This window comes from Streptomyces sp. NPDC058650, assembly GCF_042717315.1.
In the GTDB taxonomy this organism is placed as follows: Bacteria; Actinomycetota; Actinomycetes; order Streptomycetales; family Streptomycetaceae; genus Streptomyces.
The window spans coordinates 391,675-409,536 of sequence record NZ_JBHXRL010000003.1 but is presented as its reverse complement, the minus strand read 5'-3'; the positions used below and the strand labels follow the sequence as shown (position 1 = coordinate 409,536).

General features: G+C 71.0%; 13 protein-coding genes and 3 pseudogenes. 12 read left to right on the top strand and 4 right to left on the bottom strand.

Annotated features, from left to right (window positions below; all coding sequences use genetic code 11):
- Positions 1–85: 85 nt before the first annotated feature.
- Entirely contained in the window at positions 86–3,022 is a 2,937-nt protein-coding gene (locus ACFWWU_RS07865) for a BTAD domain-containing putative transcriptional regulator (protein ID WP_384140490.1), read from the bottom strand.
- Between the two features lie 80 nt (positions 3,023–3,102).
- Between ACFWWU_RS07865 and ACFWWU_RS07860 the strand changes: the two genes are divergently transcribed.
- From ACFWWU_RS07860 to ACFWWU_RS07825, 8 genes and pseudogenes are all read left to right on the top strand, one after another.
- Complete coding sequence (locus tag ACFWWU_RS07860; protein WP_384140488.1) at positions 3,103–3,648, top strand: carboxymuconolactone decarboxylase family protein; 546 nt, start codon at positions 3,103–3,105, stop codon at positions 3,646–3,648.
- Between the two features lie 62 nt (positions 3,649–3,710).
- The gene (locus tag ACFWWU_RS07855; protein ID WP_384140485.1) at positions 3,711–4,733 is read left to right on the top strand and encodes a GNAT family N-acetyltransferase; all 1,023 of its coding nucleotides are present in this window, start codon (positions 3,711–3,713) and stop codon (positions 4,731–4,733) included.
- Complete coding sequence (locus tag ACFWWU_RS07850; RefSeq protein ID WP_384140482.1) at positions 4,730–5,527, top strand: VOC family protein; 798 nt, start codon at positions 4,730–4,732, stop codon at positions 5,525–5,527. Before ACFWWU_RS07855 ends, ACFWWU_RS07850 begins: the two co-directional genes overlap by 4 nt.
- 39 nt (positions 5,528–5,566) lie before the next feature.
- Positions 5,567–6,805 carry a glycosyltransferase gene (locus tag ACFWWU_RS07845; RefSeq protein WP_384140479.1) on the top strand — a complete coding sequence of 413 codons (1,239 nt, stop codon included), beginning with the start codon at positions 5,567–5,569 and terminating at the stop codon, positions 6,803–6,805.
- A gap of 46 nt (positions 6,806–6,851) precedes the next feature.
- Positions 6,852–8,042 (top strand): annotated as a pseudogene (locus tag ACFWWU_RS07840) (glycosyltransferase); the annotation flags it as partial.
- Between the two features lie 18 nt (positions 8,043–8,060).
- Positions 8,061–8,798, top strand: a complete 738-nt coding sequence (locus ACFWWU_RS07835) for an SAM-dependent methyltransferase (protein WP_384140677.1) — start codon at positions 8,061–8,063, stop codon at positions 8,796–8,798.
- A 101-nt stretch (positions 8,799–8,899) separates the two neighbouring features.
- The gene (locus ACFWWU_RS07830) at positions 8,900–9,769 is read left to right on the top strand and encodes an alpha/beta fold hydrolase (RefSeq protein WP_384140476.1); all 870 of its coding nucleotides are present in this window, start codon (positions 8,900–8,902) and stop codon (positions 9,767–9,769) included.
- Positions 9,770–10,352: 583 nt separating this feature from the next.
- Positions 10,353–11,309 (top strand): annotated as a pseudogene (locus tag ACFWWU_RS07825) (PQQ-binding-like beta-propeller repeat protein); the annotation flags it as partial.
- A 20-nt stretch (positions 11,310–11,329) separates the two neighbouring features.
- On the opposite strand, the pseudogene ACFWWU_RS07820 reads toward ACFWWU_RS07825, so the two are convergent.
- Positions 11,330–11,696: pseudogene (locus ACFWWU_RS07820) on the bottom strand (transposase); the annotation flags it as partial.
- Between the two features lie 301 nt (positions 11,697–11,997).
- On the opposite strand from ACFWWU_RS07820, the gene ACFWWU_RS07815 reads away from it, so the two are divergent.
- A complete protein-coding gene (locus tag ACFWWU_RS07815) occupies positions 11,998–12,480 on the top strand; it encodes a DedA family protein (RefSeq protein WP_384140473.1) in 483 nt (160 codons plus the stop codon).
- A gap of 36 nt (positions 12,481–12,516) precedes the next feature.
- Here the strand turns inward: ACFWWU_RS07815 and ACFWWU_RS07810 are convergent, their stop codons facing one another.
- Positions 12,517–13,503: a Ku protein gene (locus ACFWWU_RS07810; RefSeq protein ID WP_384140470.1), complete on the bottom strand. Its 987-nt coding sequence runs from the start codon at positions 13,501–13,503 to the stop codon at positions 12,517–12,519.
- A gap of 212 nt (positions 13,504–13,715) precedes the next feature.
- Between ACFWWU_RS07810 and ACFWWU_RS07805 the strand changes: the two genes are divergently transcribed.
- Positions 13,716–13,919, top strand: a complete 204-nt coding sequence (locus ACFWWU_RS07805; protein ID WP_384140467.1) for a hypothetical protein — start codon at positions 13,716–13,718, stop codon at positions 13,917–13,919.
- A 272-nt stretch (positions 13,920–14,191) separates the two neighbouring features.
- Entirely contained in the window at positions 14,192–15,073 is an 882-nt protein-coding gene (locus ACFWWU_RS07800; protein WP_384140465.1) for a potassium channel family protein, read from the top strand.
- A 630-nt stretch (positions 15,074–15,703) separates the two neighbouring features.
- On the opposite strand, the gene ACFWWU_RS07795 is transcribed toward ACFWWU_RS07800, so the two are convergent.
- Entirely contained in the window at positions 15,704–15,859 is a 156-nt protein-coding gene (locus ACFWWU_RS07795) for a DUF6131 family protein (RefSeq protein ID WP_384140462.1), read from the bottom strand.
- Between the two features lie 609 nt (positions 15,860–16,468).
- On the opposite strand from ACFWWU_RS07795, the gene ACFWWU_RS07790 reads away from it, so the two are divergent.
- The gene (locus ACFWWU_RS07790) at positions 16,469–17,767 is read left to right on the top strand and encodes a cellulase family glycosylhydrolase (protein ID WP_384140459.1); all 1,299 of its coding nucleotides are present in this window, start codon (positions 16,469–16,471) and stop codon (positions 17,765–17,767) included.
- Positions 17,768–17,862 lie beyond the last annotated feature (95 nt).

Genomic DNA, 17,862 nt, shown 5'->3' with positions numbered 1-17,862 from the left:
CGGCTACCAGGGCCGCGGCGGCCAGTGGCTCCCGGCGCCCTCCCCACGCCTGTGGTCAGGCGCCCGGTGCGGCTTCGGACGGCGTTCAGGACGGCTGGTCGGAGGTGGACGCCTCCGGCGGTTCGGGCTCGTTCGCGGTCGGCGGCAGCCCGGTGAGAAAGGTGCGGATCTCGTCGGCCTCGGGGACGGCGAGGGCCGTGTAGAGGTCAAGGGCCTGTCGGGCATGGTCGTGGGCGAGGTCCACGCGGCCGAGGTCGCGGTGGACGTGCGCCAGGCCGTCATGGGCGCGGGCCTGCTCGGGGCGGTAGCCGAACTCGCGGGCGAGGGTCAGCGCGGTGTCGTGTTCGGCCGCGGCCTGGGCGAGGTCGCCCATGGACCGGGCGGCTTCCGCCAGGGCGTTGAACGACTCGGCCTCGTCTCCGGGGAAGTCGAACCTGCGGCTCAGCTCCAGGGCCTGGCGGTGATGGTGCCGCGCCTCGTCGTAGCGGCCTTCCCGTTGGTACAGCAGCCCGATGTTGTTCAGCACGACCGTCTCGCCGATGCGGGATCCCGTCTCGCGGTGCACGTGCAGCGCTTGCCGATGGTGCTCGTGGGCGTCCTCGTACCGTCCTTCGCGTTCGTGGAGGATGCCGAGGTCGGTCAGGCATCTGGCTTCGCCACCGCGGTCGCCCAGCTCGCGGAAGAGCACGAGGGACTGCGCGCAGTAGTCGTGGGCCTGGTCGTATTCTCGCCGCCGCGTGGCCGAGGTGCCGAGGTTCTGAAGCGCGCGGGCCTCGGCCATCTGGTCGCCGACCTCGCGCGCGAGGCCCAGGGCGTGCCGGTAGTGCTCGGCCGCTTGCTCGTAGGCGCCGTGCCACCAGAAGTGCACCTCGCCGAGATCGAGGAGGGTGCGTGCTTCGGCGGCGGTGTCGCCGCTCCGGCGGCCGGCGCGCAGGGCCAGGTCGTGGAGGGCCAGCGCGTCGGCCTGGTGGGCGTGGCCCAGCAGATAGCGGTGCAAGGTGGCGGCCAGTTGGCTGGTGTGGGGGAACCAGTCGTGCTCGGCCGCGTACTGGCCGACCGCCATGAGGTTCGCGCGTTCGCTGTCCAGCCAGGTGATCGCCTCGGCCTCGTCCTGTGGGGGGTAGGACGGGGTGTCCGGCACGGGGATGCGCGGCCTGCGGTTCTTGCCCTGGGGGTAGAGGTGGTCGATGGCCGTGCTCGCGGTGTGGAGATAGTGGTGGAACAGTCGGCCGAGGGCCTCGCGCTGGGCGGCGAGGGGGTCCTGGGCGGCCGCGGTGGCGAGGGCGTGTTCGCGCAGCAGGTCGTGGAACGTGTAGCGGCCCAGCTGATGCTGGGTCAGGACGTGGGCGTCCAGTAGGTCTTCCAGGAGTGTCTCGGCCTCGTCGAGCGAAAGGTCGGCCAGCGCGGCTGCCGCCTCGGGGCTGATGTCACGGCCCGGCTGGAGCCCCAGGAGCCGGAACATCCGTTGCTGATCCGGGGTCAGCTGCTCGTAGGACAGAGTGAACGCCGCTGCCACTCCGCGCTCCGAGGTGGCCAGTTCGGAGAGTCTGCGGCGCTGGTCGCGGAGCCGGCCGGCCAGGTAGGCGACGGTCCAGCGGGGGCGATGGTGCAGGCGGGCGGCGGCGATGCGGACGGCCAGCGGCAGGAATCCGCACAACTGCAGGACGTCGAGGACGGCCAGGGGTTCGGCGTCCGCCCGTGCGCCGACGATCGCCGTGAACAACTCCACGGCGTCCGCGGCGGGCAGCACGTCCAAGGACAGGGCGTGGGCCCCGTCGAGGTCGGTCAGCCGTCGGCGGCTGGTGATCAGGACGAGGGTGCGGGAGGCGCCGGGCAGCAACTGGCGTACCTGGTCGGCGCCGAGGGCGTTGTCCAGCACCGCCAGCACGCGGCGGCCGGAGAGTTCGGACCGCCACAGCGCGGCGCGATCGGCGACCGACGCGGGTATGTGCGGGCCGGGTACGCCGAGTTGGCCCAGGAGGACCTCGAGCGCGGCACCGGCGTCGAGCGGCGCCTGGCCGGCGGTGTGCGCCTGCAGGTCGACGAAGAGCTGTCCGTCCGGGAAGTGGTCGGCGAGGCGGTGCCCCGCGTGGACCGCGAGCGTCGTCTTGCCGACGCCGGCCATCCCGTCGATCGCCGAGATCGTGACGACGCCGCCCTTGTCGCCCGACCACAGGCGGATCAGCCCGTCGAGCTCGCCTTCGCGTCCGGTGAAGTCCGGGACGTCGTACGGCAGGAAGTTGATCCCCTGCGGCTTCGTCTGCGCGGTGACGGGTGGCCGCAGATCGGGGGCGTCCCGCAGGATGTCCTCTTCGAGCTTGCTGAACGCGTGGCCGGGGTCCAGTCCCTGCTGTTCCGCCAGGGTCGCCCGGAAGGTTCTCGCCACGTGCAACGCGTCGGTCTGGCGTCCGGCGCGGTGCAGGGCGAGCATCAGCTGGCCGCAGAGCCGTTCCCGCAAGGGGTTGGCCGCCGCGTGGACGGACAGCTCGTCGATGAGGTCGTCGTGCCGCCCCCGGGCCAGTTCCACCTCGGCCAGGCGCTCGACGGCGGTCAGCAGCTGCCCGTTCAGACGTGCTCTGGCGCTCTGGACGTAGTGGGCGGTGATGTCGGCCAGCGGCTCTCCCCGCCACAGGGTCAGCGCGGCACGTATCCGGTCCGCCGCGGTGTCCCCCGGGTCGTCGGAGCCGGCCGGTGCCTTGGCCATCAGGCTGGTGAACTCGTCCAGGTCGAGCTGTCCTGGCTCGGGGGTGATCACGTACCCGGCCGGCCGCGTGGCCAGCATCCCGTCGGCTTCCGAAGCGCGCAGCATCCGTCGGATCGCGGCGATCGTGGTCTGGATCTGGGCGCGGGCGGAGTCCGGCGGCAGCGGCCCCCACATCGCGTCGATCAGGCGATCCGTACTGATCGCCACCCCGGCGTGCAGCAACAGGTAGGCGAGCACCGCGCGATGGCGGGGTGCCAGGCCGGGCGCGTCCGAACCGGGAGCCACGGCCTCCACCGGGCCGAGGATCGTGAACCGCATGCCGTCACTCCAGGGGTCGCCATCGGGTGCATCGAGGAAGCATCGGGAATGTATCAAGATCAACCGGCAGGGTTACCGGCATGCAAGCACTCCACACCGTCGAACCGGAGACGGCGACCGGTGACACCGCGGCCCTGTTCACTGCCACGCACCAGGCCCTGGGGGTCGTCCCCAACCTGGCCAGGGTGATGGCCAACAGCCCGGCCGTACTGAAGGGGTACGTGGGCGTCGTCACCGCCCTGAGCGCGGAGGGAGCCCTGCCGGCGGACGTACGCGAGAGCATCGCGCTGCTGGTGGCGCAGGAGAACGGGTCCGACTACTGCCTGTCCGTGCATGCGTTCCGCGGGACGAGAACCGCCGGGCTGAGTGCGGCCGAGGCGACCCGGGCCCGCCGGGGCGAGGCCGACGACCCCTGGACCGCCGCTGTCCTGGATCTGGCCGCCGCGCTGGTCCGAGAGCGCGGGACCGTCACCGACGAGCAGCTGGCCGCGGCCCGGCGCGCCGGCCTGTCCGACGGGCGGATCGTCGAGATCGTCGCCCATGTCGCTCTGAACGTGTTCACCAACTACCTCGCCACGGCCGCCCGAGTCGACATCGACTGGCCGCTCGTGCGCCACACCGACTGAACGCCCTCGCGCCCTCGCGCCCCTCCCGCCGTACGACCGAACCGACCACGAAGGCCCTCACCTTGACCACATCAGTACACCTCGATCCGCTCCAGCACGTCTCGGCCGCCGAAGCCATCGCATGGCATCGGGTCGTCGCGGCCTCGACGGCCCACGACCTGCCCGGAGTACCGACCCCCGACGCCGGGCAGATCCACGCCCAGCTCACCCGGCCCGCTCTGGGCAGCCACCGGCTGTCCTGGCTGGCCACCGGTGCGGACGGCGTCCCGGTCGGAGTCGCCGGCCTGCGGGTGTTCACCTCTCCGGGCCAGGAGCACCTTGCCGAACTGGAACTCCACGTCGACCCCGCTCACCGCCGTCTGGGAACCGGTTCCCTCCTGCTGTCGGCGGTCGTGGCAGCCTGCCGCACCGAGAACCGGCGCAGCCTGATCACCACGGCCGCGGCCGACGGTCCGGGCGAAGCGTTCAGTGAACGGTGGGGCTTCCGCCGGGCACTGACCTTGGATCACCTCCTGCTGCGCCTCGACGAGACGGACCGGTCCGGCCTGCTCCGGATCGCCGACGCCGAGCACCCCGGCTACCGGCTGACCGGCTGGACCGGTACGGTTCCCGACGAGCTGGCCGAAGCTTTCGCCGCGGCCAAGAACGCGATGAACGACATGCCCGTCGGAGACCTGGACTACGGCAGTGTGGCGTGGGACGCGGACCGCGTTCGCGCCATGGCGGCGGTGATCGCCGACCGCGGGGACACGCTGCTGACCGTCGCCGCCGTGCACGACGGCGGCACCATGGCCGGCTACACCGAGATCCTGATCCCCCAGGGAGCGGCGCCGCGGGTCCAGCAGTACGACACGGCGGTCGTTCCCGCACACCGCGGCCACGGGCTGGGGTTGTGGGTCAAGGCGGCCATGGTCCGTCGGCTGCGCGCCGAGCACCCCGGCGTCGTCGAGATCGAGACGGACAACGCCGACGACAACGTCCACATGCTGGCGGTCAACCACCGACTGGGGTTCCGCTCCTACCGGCGCACGCGCGAGCTCCAGCTCGACGTGTCCGCGACTCACTCGACGAAGGTTCTCTCATGAACGTCTCCTCTTCCACCCTCTCCCTGACCGTCGCCGACGTGGACGCCTCCCGCGAGTTCCTGTGCGGCCACCTCGGCTACGAGGTGGCCATGGCCGACGACGGCTTCGTGTCCCTGACGCGCGGGGACGCCGCCGTCGACGTCGTCCTGCTCCGCCGCGGCACCGACGTCCTGCCGCCCGAGCAGCGCGACCAGCGGGCGGCCGGGCTGATCCTGGCGCTCACCGTCACCGACCTCGCGGCGGAGGAAGCCCGGCTGCGCGCCGCGGGCGCCCCCATCACGATGCCGCTGCGCGAAGAGCCCTGGGGCGAGCGGCTGTTCCAGCTGACCGACCCGAACGGTGTCGTCGTCCAGCTCGTCGAATGGGCAGCCGCCTCGGCAACCGCCCACGCCGCCGATCCGGCCGCCGACGAGAGCGCCGCCGTAATCGTGATCACGCCCTCCGCCGACCACGTCACCGTCTCCCCGAACGCCACCATGGCCGGTCTGGCGGCACCCAGCCGTGGCAGCACCGAACTCAGCACCTGGACGGTCACGATGGACGCCGGCGCCACCGGCCCCGAGCACTCGATCAGCCGTGAGCAGGTCTGGACGGTCACCGCGGGTGTGCTGGAGGTGACCTGCCGAGGCCGTACGGAGAAGGTCACGGCCGGCCAGACCCTCATCCTGCCGCCGGACCGGCTCCGCCGGATCCACGCACCGGAACAGGCCACGGCTCACGTCTCGATGCCCGCCGACGGGGTCGCCTCCGTACCCGGCACCGAGGGCACCCGTGAACTGCCCTGGGCCCGGTAACTCAAGAGACACAGCTGATCGAAACAGGAGATGCACGACATGCGCGTGTTGTTGTCGACGTACGGTTCACGTGGGGACGTCGAACCGCTGGTGGGGCTCGCGGTGCGGTTGCGGGAGCTCGGCGCGGAGGTGCGGGTGTGCGCGCCGCCGGACGAGGACTTCGCGGAGCGGCTGGCCGGGGTCGGTGTGTCCGTGGTGGGTGTCGGAAAGTCGGCACGCGCGCTGACGACCGCGGCTCCGCCGCCGTCGAAGGGCAATCTGCCGCAGCGCGCCGCGGAACTGATCGCCAGTCAGTGCCAGGTGATGCCCGCGGCGGCAGAGGGGTGCGACGTGCTGGTGGCGACGGGCGCGATGCCGGCTATAGCCGGTGCGCGGTCGGTGGCCGAGAAGCTGGGCATCGCCTGCGTATCCGCGATCTTCCAGCAGCTGACCCTGCCCTCGCCGCACCGCCCGCCGCTGGCATACCCCGGGCGGCCGTTCCCGCCGGAGGTGACCGACAACGGGGCGCTGTGGGAGCTGGACGCCCAGAGCATCGACGCGCTGTTCGGTGAGGCGCTGAACACCAGCCGGGTGTCGATGGGCCTGCACCCGGTGGACAACGTCCGCGACTACGGCTTCGGCGACCGGCCGTGGCTGGCGACGGACCCGGTGCTCGACCCGTGGCGGGAGACGCCGGACCTCGACGTCGTACAGACCGGCGCGTGGGTGCTGCCCGACGAACGGCCGCTCCCGGCGGACCTGGTGGCCTTCCTGGATGCCGGCGCGCCGCCCGTGTACGTGGGGTTCGGCAGCATGGCCGTGCGTGCAGGTGAGGAGGCGGCACGGGTGGCCATCGAGGCGGTCCGCGCGAAGGGCCGCCGGGTCCTCGTGGGGCGCGGCTGGGCGGAACTGGGCCTCGTCGACGACCGGGACGACTGCTTCGCCGTCGGCGAGGTCAACCATCAGGAGCTGTTCGGACGCGTGGCTGCCGTCGTCCACCATGGCGGTGCCGGTACGACGACGACGGCCGCTCGGGCCGGCGCTCCGCAGGTGGTGGTGCCCCAGTTGGCGGACCAGCCGTACTGGGGCGCCCGGGTGGCCGAGCTGGGCATCGGCGTAGCCCACGACGGCCCGGTTCCGACCGTCGAGTCCCTGTCGGCCGCGCTCAGGTCAGCCCTGGAACCGGAGACCGGCAGCCGGGCGAAGGCCGTGGCCGGCACGGTCCGTACCGACGGGGCGACGCTGGCGGCAAGACTGCTCACGGATGCGGCGAACCGCCGCCCTGCCACCCCCCGATGATCACCACCACCCGACACGACACGACCACGGAAATGAGAAACACGACATGCGTGTGCTGTTGATGGCGTACGGATCGCGCGGCGACATCGTGCCGCTGGCGGGACTGGCGGCGCAGTTGCGGAGTCTCGGCGCGGAGGTACGCGTGTGCGCACCGCCGGACGAGGAGTTCGCGGAACTGCTGGCCGGTGTCGGCGCGGAGGTGGTGCCTTTCGGGCGGGACGTGCGCGCGCTGCGGACGGGAGCGCCGCCGTCGGACGCCGCCGCGTTCGCGGCCGAGCTGGTCGCCGCGCACTTCGACACGGTCGGCAAGGCGGCCGAGGGCTGTGACGTGCTGGTGGCGAGCGGTCTGATGCCGGCCGGTGCCCGCTCGGTGGCCGAGAAGCTGGGCATCCGGTACGTGTACGTGGGCTTCCACCCGTTCGAGATGCCCTCCGCGCACTACCGGCCGTCGCCGCGGCCCGGCCCGCCGGCTCCGCCCGACATGACCGACAACCAGGCCCTGTGGGACCTGGACGCCCAGAAGGTCAACGCCCTGTACCTCCAGCCCCTCAACACCCACCGCGCGGCACTGGGCCTCGCACCGGTGGACAACGTCCGCGACCACGTCTTCACCGAACGGCCGTGGCTGGCGGTGGACCCGGTCCTGGGCCCGTGGCAGCAGCTGACCGACCTCGACCTCGTACAGACCGGCGCGTGGATCCTGCCCGACGAGCGCCCCCTGCCCGCCGACCTGGAGGCGTTCCTGGACGCCGGCACGCCACCGGTGTACGTCGGCTTCGGCAGCATGCCCATGAGCACGGCCACCGACATCGCCCGGATCACTGTCGAGGCGGCCCGTGCGCAGGGCCGCCGGGTGCTCGTCTCCCGCGGCTGGGCGGACCTGGGGCTGGTGGACGACTCGGACGACTGCTTCGCCGTCGGCGACGTCAACCACCAGTCCCTGTTCCGCCAGGTCGCGGCCGTCGTCCACCACGGCGGCGCCGGCACCACGACCACCGCCGCCCGAGCCGGCGCACCCCAGGTGGTGGTACCCCAGTTCGTGGACCAGCCGCACTGGGCCGCCCGCGTGGCCGAGCTGGGCATCGGCGCGGCACACGACGGCCCGACCCCGACCTTCGAGTCCCTGTCGGCCGCGCTCAGGACGGCCCTGACCCCCGAGACGGAAGCACGGGCGACGGCCGTCGCCGGCACGATCCGCACCGACGGGGCGGCGGTGGCCGCGAAGCTGCTCCTCGACGCGGGCCACACCGCGCCGATGAGCCGCGAGCAGATCTCCCTGATCGCCCACGCCGACCACCCGATCAAGTCGCCGCTCGACGACGACTCGGTCAGCCGACTGCTCGAACGCGGCCTCCCGCGGGGCGACGAGCGGGTGCTCGACCTCGGATGCGGCACAGCGGAATGGCTTCTGCGCGCCCTGGCCACGCGCCCGCACCTGCACGCCGAGGGCGTCGACGTCTCCGAAGTCTCCCTGACGCAGGCCCGCCAAGCGGCGAGCGGACTCGGAGTCGACGGGCGCCTGGTCCTGCACCGGCAGGAGGCCGCGGACTTCGTCTCCGCCCAGCCGTTCGACCTGGTGGTCAGCGTCGGCGCCACGCATGCCTTCGGCGGTCTTCTCCCCACCCTCGCGGCGGCCCGCAAGCACCTGGCGCCCGGAGGCCGCGTGCTGATCGGTGAGTCGTTCTGGGAACGTACCCCTTCGCCGGCGGCCGTCGAGATGTTCGGTGACCTCGCCGACCTGGCGACCACGGTGGACCGCGTCGTCGCCGACGGATGGACCCCTGTCCACGGCCATGTCAGCTCCCGCGGTGAGCTGGACGCCTACGAGTGGGCCTGCTGGGGCTCGCTGGCCTCATGGGCGCTGGACCACCCTGCCGATCCGGCGGGCACACAGGTACTGGAGACGGCCACAGCTCAGCGCTCGCAGTGGCTGCACGGATACCGGGACAGCTTCGGCTTCCTCTGCCTGGTCCTGCGCCGGACATCGGATTGATCGCGCGACGCCACCCGCTAGCCCATGCACCGAGCGCTCGCCGCGCCGGGGCCCCGCCATGGCCGACGCCGAACCGCGACGGCCGGAAAGTGAGTACACAGATGCAACCGACTTTCGTACTGGTTCACGGAGCCTTCGCGAACTCCTTCTCCTTCGCGCCCCTTCAGGCCGAACTCGGGCTCCTCGGGCACCGTTCGGTCGCCGTCGACCTGCCCGGGCACGGGTTCCAGGCGACGTTCACCCGCGCCTATCAGTCACCGCAGGACCCCGCGGGGCTCGCCGGCGCGCCCGGCTCGATCAAGGGCGTCACGCTCGCCGACAACGTCGCACACCTGATCGGGATCCTCGAACGGGCCCAGCGGAACGGACCCGTGATCGTCGTCGCCCACAGCCGAGGCGGCATCACGGCCACGGCAGCGGCCAACGCTCGCCCGGATCTGATCGACCGCGTCGTCTACGTCTCGGCCTGGTGCCCGGTCCACCTCGACGTCAACGACTACTACGCCGAGCCGGAGATGGCCACGGTCGACCCCGCCGCCTTCGCATCGGCGCTGGCCGGAAACCCCGCCGACCTCGGCCTGCTCCGCGTCAACTTCCGCACGGCGAATCCGGACTCGCTCGCGGCGTTCAAGGCGGCCTTCCTCGCCGACGGCACCGACGAGCAGTTCCTCACCTTCCTGAACACCTTCCAGCCCGACGAGAACCTGGACGCCGGCGGCTCCGCCGACCGGGCGCAGGCCGCGACCTGGGGCCGCGTCCCGAAGACCTACATCCGCCTGGCCGACGACGCGAGCCTGCCTCTCGCCCTTCAGGACCGGCTGATCCGCGAGGGCGACGAGCTGACGCCCGACAACCCGTACGACGTCCGCACACTGGAGGGCAGTCACCTGAAGTGGCTGGTCGACCCCGCGCCGGCGGCCCGGGTCCTGGGCGAACTCGCCACGCTCCCTGCCGCGTCCGCTCGGGCCTGATCGGCGGCGAGGGGGCGAGGGGCCGAGGGGGCGAGGGGGGCCGATCAGCCAGAGCGAGGCCCCTGCCGCACCGGCAGGGGCCTACGCTGTCGGTGAGCCGGCCGGATTCACCGACCGCGCGCCCACCATTCCCCGGCTAGGGCGCTTCTTTCGGATCACCACTGACCAGACTATGAGGGCCTTGTGGTGGCTTCGAGACGGCCTGGTTCGTCTCGTACAGGTCCGCTGTCGGGTGCTTGGAGAATTTGTCCTGTCTCCGGGAGCCCAGTCGCTATGGTCGTCATGATCACGCAGACCATGAGCAGGGGGAGCGATGGGCCGGACGGGCAGAACGAGACGATGGGCCGCTGTTGCGGTGGGACTGACGCTGGCGACAACGGCGTTGGCCGCCTGTGGAGGCGGCGGCTCATCGGATGCGAAGGCGCCTGGCAAGTCCCCGGAACAGTCCCAGGCGGCTTCCGGGAAGCCGAGCCGTCCGGTGTTCGACCCGCCCGTGCGCTTCGAAGGGTCCGCGGTCGAATTCCCGGATGCCGAGTAGCCAAGTACGGCGAGCGGGGACGCGACACGGCCCGCGGTCACGCTTGCCGACGGGGTTGCCTACGTCACCGCCGAGGAGGGACTGGAGGCGATCGACACCGAGACCGGTGACCCGCGGTGGGAGGCGACGACGAAGCACCCCGCGGAAAAGGGCGGTTTCGGAAGCAACCGCACCGCTCCCCTCGTGTCGGCTGACGGCAAAACCGTGCACGCGGCTTGGGCCAGGAACGTGAAGGGCGAAGGCACAACGCCCGACCGGGTCGTGATCGAGGTACTGGCCGTCGAGACGGCTACCGGCAAGACGGCGTGGTCGGCTGAGGTCGCTGTCGACGCCACCTCGGTCAGCGCGCCGCGGATCATCGGAGTCGATGCCACCACAGCGCTCGTCACCGGGGCCGGCACCACGTATGCCGTTGACCTCTCCACGGGCACCGTCCGCTGGAAGAAGCCCAAGTTCAGCGCGGTGACCCTGGCCGACGGTGTCGTTGCCGGTGGCGAGAGTACGGGGTTCGGCGAAGGCAGGCTGCTGGGACTTGCCGCGGCCACGGGCGAACAGCGGTGGACCGTGGCAGAGGCGCGGGAGCCGGCCGCAGCCGCGCCGCGGCTGCTGAGCGCAACCCTCAACGGCAAGACACTCGTCGTGGATGCGGTCACCGGTGAGCAGCGAGCGGCGCTCGACGGCAGCGGCTGGCGGTGCCGCCACGACGGACAGTCCCTGGTCTTGTGCTCCACGTACGGGTACGGGGAGGCCGACCGCAGGATCACCGTGTTCGACGCCTCTTCTGTGCAGCAGCGATGGACGTTGCCCGGCGGCTCCGGACGGAAGGTGCCGAAGGTCAGCGGATTCTGGCACGGTGCCGTGTACGGGGAGGTCGGCGACGAGCCGATCGTCCTGGACGGCACGACGGGACAGGACCGACAGACGTCTGCCGGCGCGGCGCCGTACGAGATCGATCGGTACGGCGGTGTGGTGGGATCGAAGTTCTATCGCGCCGCAGGCTGACGATGGCGGACCCCGGAACCTTTGTTGAAGCACCGCTCGACGGTGTTCCGTTGCTTGTAGGCCTCGCGGTCGAAGGCCGGCGGGCGGCCGCCACGGCTACCGAGGCGCTTGCGGTTGGCCGCCTGGTCGGCGGGCTGCGGGATCACCGCCCGGATCGCGCGCCGGCGCAGGTGGGAACGGACGCGCGGGACGAGTACGCCTTGTCGGCCAGGACCACGTCCGGCCTCGCTCTCGGTCTGCCGACCGGCCTCGGCACCCGTAACCGGCCCATGACCTGGGGGAACGCGGGTGCGTCACCGGCTGGCCAGGTGTGATGACGAAGGCCAGGGGCCGGCAGCGGTTGTCGGCGGCCAGGTGGATCTTCGTGGTCAGTCCGCCGCGGGACCGTCGATCCGCGCCAAACAACGACACACATCAACCAACGATCAGATGATCCGAAGGAAACGGCCTAGCCCGGTGCCCCATAGCCACCGCGTCCGCCGCATGCGCGTTCGGTTAGGCTAACCTTGCCTGGCGTGCGAGTTCGGGTTCCGTGCCCAGGCGGAAACCCAGAGGACGGAACGGGCAGAGACAGGGCGCAGGTGAGAAACGGTGACCGAGCTTGTGCGCGTCGTACGCCCGGTGGGGCGGACGCCCATGCGGGTGACAGGGGAGACGGGTTCCGGCCCGGCGCCCGGGACGAGGCCTCGTGAATAAGATCGCGCTCACGGCCGGAGCCCTGTACGTCATCGTTCTGCTCCGCGCCGGAGGGACGTTCGCCGTCGGGTGGCTTGCCGGCGCCGGTGCCCGGCGCAGCAGGTTCGCCGAGCGGATCTCGTCGGCGAAGTTCCAGCGCGCCGAGCGGGCGATTCAGCGGTGGGGCGCGCCGGTGGTGGCCGTCTCCTTCCTGACCGTCGGGTTCCAGACCGCCGCCAACTTCCTCGCGGGCAGCATGCGCATGCCGTTGCCGCGCTACCTCCCCGCCCTGTTCGTGGGCGGAGCGGCCTGGGCGCTGATCTACGCGACCGTGGGGCTCGGCATGCTCGAAGTGCTGGGAAGGCTCTTCGCCGAGCGGACGGCCCTCGGGGTGTCCGCCGTGGCGGTCCTCTTCCTCACGGTGTGCGGGGTGGTGGTGTACCGCAGAAGGATGGCGCTCCCACCCTCCGGTGCCACCACGGCCGACGATTCGTGAGCCCGCCCCGCGGGGGCAGGTGACCTGGCGGGCTTCTCAGGCGGCGAGGGCCTTGGCGAGCTCGTCACGCGTCATGGCGGAGCGCCCCCGTATCCCGGCCTCGGAGGCCATGTCGTAGAGCTCGGACTTGGTGAGGTCCCCGAGGTCCCCGACATCGCCGGACCGCCGCGCGGTGCGGGTGCGACGCTTCGGCCGGGCCGGTTTCCCGGAGTGGCGACGGCCCGCCCTGCCACGCCCGCTCTTGGTGCCGCGCGCGTTCTCGACGCTCGCGCGCAGCGCCTCCGTGAGATCCACGACGTTCGTCGCCTCGGAGGCGGGCTCCGCCTTCTCCACGGTCTCCCCCGCCTGCTTCGCCTCGATGAGTGCGGCGACCTTGTCCCGGAAGGTGTCCTGGTACGCCTCGGGGTCCCAGTCGATGGCCAGTGTCTCGATGAGCTGGTCGGCCATCTTCCGTTCCTTGTCGGAGGTCCTCGGCCGACCGGGGAGATTCGCGATCTCCTGCTTCGGATCACGAATCTCGTCGGCCCAGTGGAGGGTGTGGCACGTCAGCAGTCCGTTCTCAGCCTTCACCGCGACGAGGTACTCGCGCTGCCGCATGACGAACGTGGCGATGCCGGCCCGGTTCGCCCGGGACAGGGCCTGTTCGAGCAGGCGGTAGACCTTGCCGTATTCGGCGCCCCGCGGACCGAGGTAGTAGGTCCTGTCGAAGAAGATCGGGTCGACGTCGTCGAGGTCGACGAAGCCGGTGATCTCCAGCGCCTTGGAGCGGCCGGGGGCGATCTCCTCCAGTTCCTGGGGCTCCACGAGCACGTACTCGTCGCCGGCATCGAAGCCCTTGACGATGTCTTCGACGTCGACCTCCTCGCCCGTCCGCTCGTTCACCCGGCGGTTGCGGACACGGTCCGAGGTGCCGCGCTGCAGCTGGTGGAAGTGGATGGTGTGACTGTCCGTGGCCGTGTACAGCCCGACCGGCACGCTCACCAGCCCGAGCGTCAGGACTCCCGACCACACCGGCCGCGCCATGACCACCACCGCCTCGTCGCAGCCCCCACACCACGCGACTTCCCGATCGGTCCCTCCGCACACGTACGCCGGCAAGCGCAGCAGGGATCGAGGCCGGTCCCCGCCCCTCACCCGGTGGACATACCCTGCGTAGTCCTCAAGGTGCGCAGAGTGACGACTTGTGTCAGTGTGAAAGAGCCAGTTCCACTACGCATCACAGAGGAGTCGCCATCATGGGCGGTATGCAGGACAAGCGTCAGAAGCCGGGCAAGGGCCGCGAGGAGCAGGTGCGGACGCGCCGCCCGGGCCAGGACCCGGTCCATCCCGGAGTCGGCCAGAAGGGAACCCGGGGCACTGGCCCGGAGGACCTGGAGCGGCCCCGTGAGCAGATGAGCGGCGAGCGGCGCGAGGACGAGACGCGCGACCAGCAGCTCTGACCGACTCGCCCCAGCATCAGATGCCCCATGCACAGGACCCGGCCGGGCCCGCAGTCGTCCCGGCCGGGTCCTGTCATGCGTCGCGACCGGCTTCACGGGCGGGTGGACGGACGTCGCGCAGCCGGTCTCGGCCGTGGATGTCACCGGCCGACCGTCGTGCCGAGCCCAGGGCCGAGGTCCCATCGGGCTACCGTCAGCGATACGACGGATGGTGTCCGACTCCGTGATTAGTCCCGCTGGGCGGCAGAACCGAGCGAAGGGGCCGAGGTCGAGTGGAATGGTCGCTGTCGCTGTTGGGTGTGGCTCTGGTGGCGTTCATCCTGCGCGAGGTGTTCCACACGCTGTGGCATCCGACGCGTCACGGCGGGCTCAGCAGGCTGGTGATGACGACGCTTTGGAGACTCTCCGGTCACCTCGGCGGCCGTCGCGGGACGGCCGGGCTTTCGGGCCCGCTCGGCATGGTGTGCGTCGTCTTCATCTGGGCGCTGGCCATCGCCGTCGGATGGGCGCTGTTCTACTGGCCCCGCATGCCCGAGTCGTTCACGTACCCCGCCGGGCTCGAGCCCTCCGCTCACGCGGGACCCGTGGACGCACTGTACGTCTCGCTCGTAACGCTGACGACGCTCGGTCTGGGCGACATCGCACCCGCGACGGGCTGGCTACGGATCATCGCGCCGCTTGAGGCCCTGGTCGGATTCGCCCTGCTGTCAGCGACCGTGACCTGGATGCTGGGCCTCTACCCCGCGCTCGCCCGGCGCAGAACCCTGGCTTTGCGCCTCTCTCACCTACGCCGCACGCACGCAACCACCGAGGCACTCGACTCCGACGCCGGAGTGGCCATCCTCGACAGCGTTGCCGCCGACCTGTGTGCCGTGTCGATCGACTTCCTGCAATACCCCGAGTCGTACTACTTCTACGACGTCGACGATCGCGCGTCGCTTGCCGAGCAGATCGGCTACGCGGCCGAACTCGCCAGGCACGCGGCGAAGGCCCGGCACCCCGACGTCGGCCTCGCCGCCGAAGTCCTGGACGCGGCACTGCACGATCTCGCGACCATCCTGGACGAGCAGTTCCTCCACACCGAAGGAGGCACGGGAAGCATCCTGGACGCGTACGCCGCCGAGCACAGCATCACAAGGGGAACGCGGCGCTGATACGCCCGCGGCCGAGCCGATACCGCATCGTGCCGAGACGCGGTTCCCCGCCGCACCGGGGTCTCCGCGAAACCGTTCACCGGTTCCGTGTCTGTCCGCCGTCGTCCCGGGCAGCCGCGGCGATGACACCACGAGCCCGGAGGAGGCCCGCAGATGAACGGGAACGCCGTGGGCCGGGGGGGTCCGAGACCGGGGCGGGCTCTCGGACGAGCAGTTCCGGACGCTGATGGCGGGAGGCCCGCGCCGAAGCGCGCCGGCGCTTCCTGGGCAGACCGCCCCGGAGGAACCGGCCGTCGCGCTGCGCACGCAGCACGCCGAGTTCGGTGCCGCCGCCCATTGACCTGACGGAGCGGCTCTTCGGCCATCAACTGCCCGCCGTAGCGCGGGTCTTCGTCCATCCGACGGCGGCGAACGCGGGCAGCCTAGGCCCCTCGGACGTTCCGTGATCACGTACGACGAGGAGCAGCGGCGGCAGCTCCAGGACCCGGCCGGCTGGACGCGTACGTCCGCTCGGCCGGGTTCTGGAACCGCACGCTGCCGAACTGGCAGTCGATGGTGGTCCTGTCCGTCTACCTGAGGCGGCGTGGCTCCCCGGAGTCGAAGCCGGTGGAAGCAGTCGGCGCCGCCCGGCTACCAGTAGTGGCGTCGGCCGCCCACGGCGTGGCCGACGGATCCGAGGATCCAGAGGGCGGCGCCGATGACCGCGAGGATGATCCCGATGGTCCACAGGACGGAGCTGCCGATGACGAAGCCGATGACGAGCAGGATGACTCCGAGGAGGATCATGGCGTGCCTCGCTCTCTTGACGGGGTGCCGGGCTCGTGGTCAGGCCACGGGCGCGCGGCGGGCGACGCCGGTGTGTCACGTCACCTATGAACCGCGTCTGCCCGCAATCCCGTGGCTCTATGGGTGTTCCGGCGGTACATTCCCGGCTTCTCTGACAGGTCACCGCAGGAAGGCCCGTACCGGATACCCCTCCGAGGCGGTGCAGGGTCAGCCGTGGAGCGCGCGGGGTCTCGGCAGGTCCTCGCATGGCGCAGACCTTGGCGATGACCGACCGGTCGTGCGGCGGCGATATACGGTCCCGGGGGCCCGTCAACGCGGAGCTTGGATAGAACGGTTCACTAAAAAGGCCCCGCGTCCGTATGACCGTCAAGGGTGCCCTGCCGCATCATTCAGCAGCGTTTTACTGAACCGACTCCGCTCATTCATGTCTTCGAAACTCAATCCACGCTCTACCTTGACACGCCCCCCGAGCTCGGTGCCTCATGGTGGGAAATCCCGACTTGCAGACCAGCGGCTCGGTTCGTGAATTCTGACAACGTTGTCCATTTCGCTGACCAGGATTCTCGACGCAGGTAGGAAACTCCTTTCCGTCCCTTTTGGAGGACAGGCATGTCAAGGTCGCCACACAGCAAGTGGCTCACGTCAGCGGGGAGCGCCGTCGCCGGCGTCGCCGGTCTTCTGCTGCCCGTGCTCGGCCCCACCGGAGCCGCTCAGGCCGCCGACACCGGTATCCACGTCAGTAACGGCCGCGTGTACGAGGCCAACGGCAACGAGTTCGTGATGCGCGGGGTCAACCACGCCCACGCCTGGTACCCCGGCGAGACCGGCGCCATCGCCGACATCTCCGCCAAGGGCGCCAACACCGTCCGGGTCGTGCTCGGCAGCGGCGACCGGTGGGCCAGGACCGACGCGTCCACGGTGACGTCGATCGTCGACGACTGCAAGACCAACAAGGTCATCTGCGTGCTGGAGGTGCACGACACCACCGGGTACGGAGAGGACGGGGCGGCCGCCTCTCTCGACAAGGCCGCCGACTACTGGGTCGGCATCAAGAGCGCCCTCCAGGGCCAGGAGGACTACGTCGTCGTCAACATCGGCAACGAGCCCTTCGGCAACAGCGGTTACGCCGCCTGGACCGACGCCACCAAGAACGCCATCGGGAAGCTCCGCAACGCCGGCATCTCGAACGCGCTGATGGTGGATGCCCCCAACTGGGGCCAGGACTGGTCGAACACCATGCGGAACAACGCCGCCGCGGTCTTCGCCGCCGACCCGCACCGCAACACCATCTTCTCCATCCACATGTACGGCGTGTACGACACGGCCGCCGAGGTCCAGAGCTACCTGAACCACTTCGTCAGCAACGGACTCCCCATCGTGGTGGGCGAGTTCGGCGACCAGCACAGCGACGGCAACCCCGACGAGAACGCCATCATGGCGACGGCTCGCTCGCTGCGCGTCGGCTACCTCGGCTGGTCGTGGAGCGGCAACGGCAACGGCGTCGAGTACCTCGACATGGTCAACGGCTTCGACGCGAACTCGCTCACGGCTTGGGGTAACCGGTTCCTCCTCGGAGCCGACGGGATCTCCTCCACCTCCACGCGGGCCACGATCTACGGCGGCGGGGGCGGTGGCGGCGACACCGGCGGTACGGCTCCGAACGGCTACCCGTACTGCGCCAACGGCTCCTCCGACCCCGACGGCGACGGCTGGGGCTGGGAGAACAACCGCTCCTGCGTCGTCCGCGGCAGCGCCGCCGACACCGGCTCCGGTGGCGGCGACACCGGCGGCACGGCTCCGAACGGCTACCCGTACTGCGCCAACGGCTCCACCGACCCCGACGGCGACGGCTGGGGCTGGGAGAACAGCCGCTCCTGCGTCGTCCGCGGCAGCGCCGCCGACCGCTGAGCGAAGGGTGCCCTCCCGTCCGTGCGGACAGGAGGGCACCCGGCTGTCGCGAGCGAAGCGGATGAGGCCGACGGCTACGGCCAGGCGGCCTGATC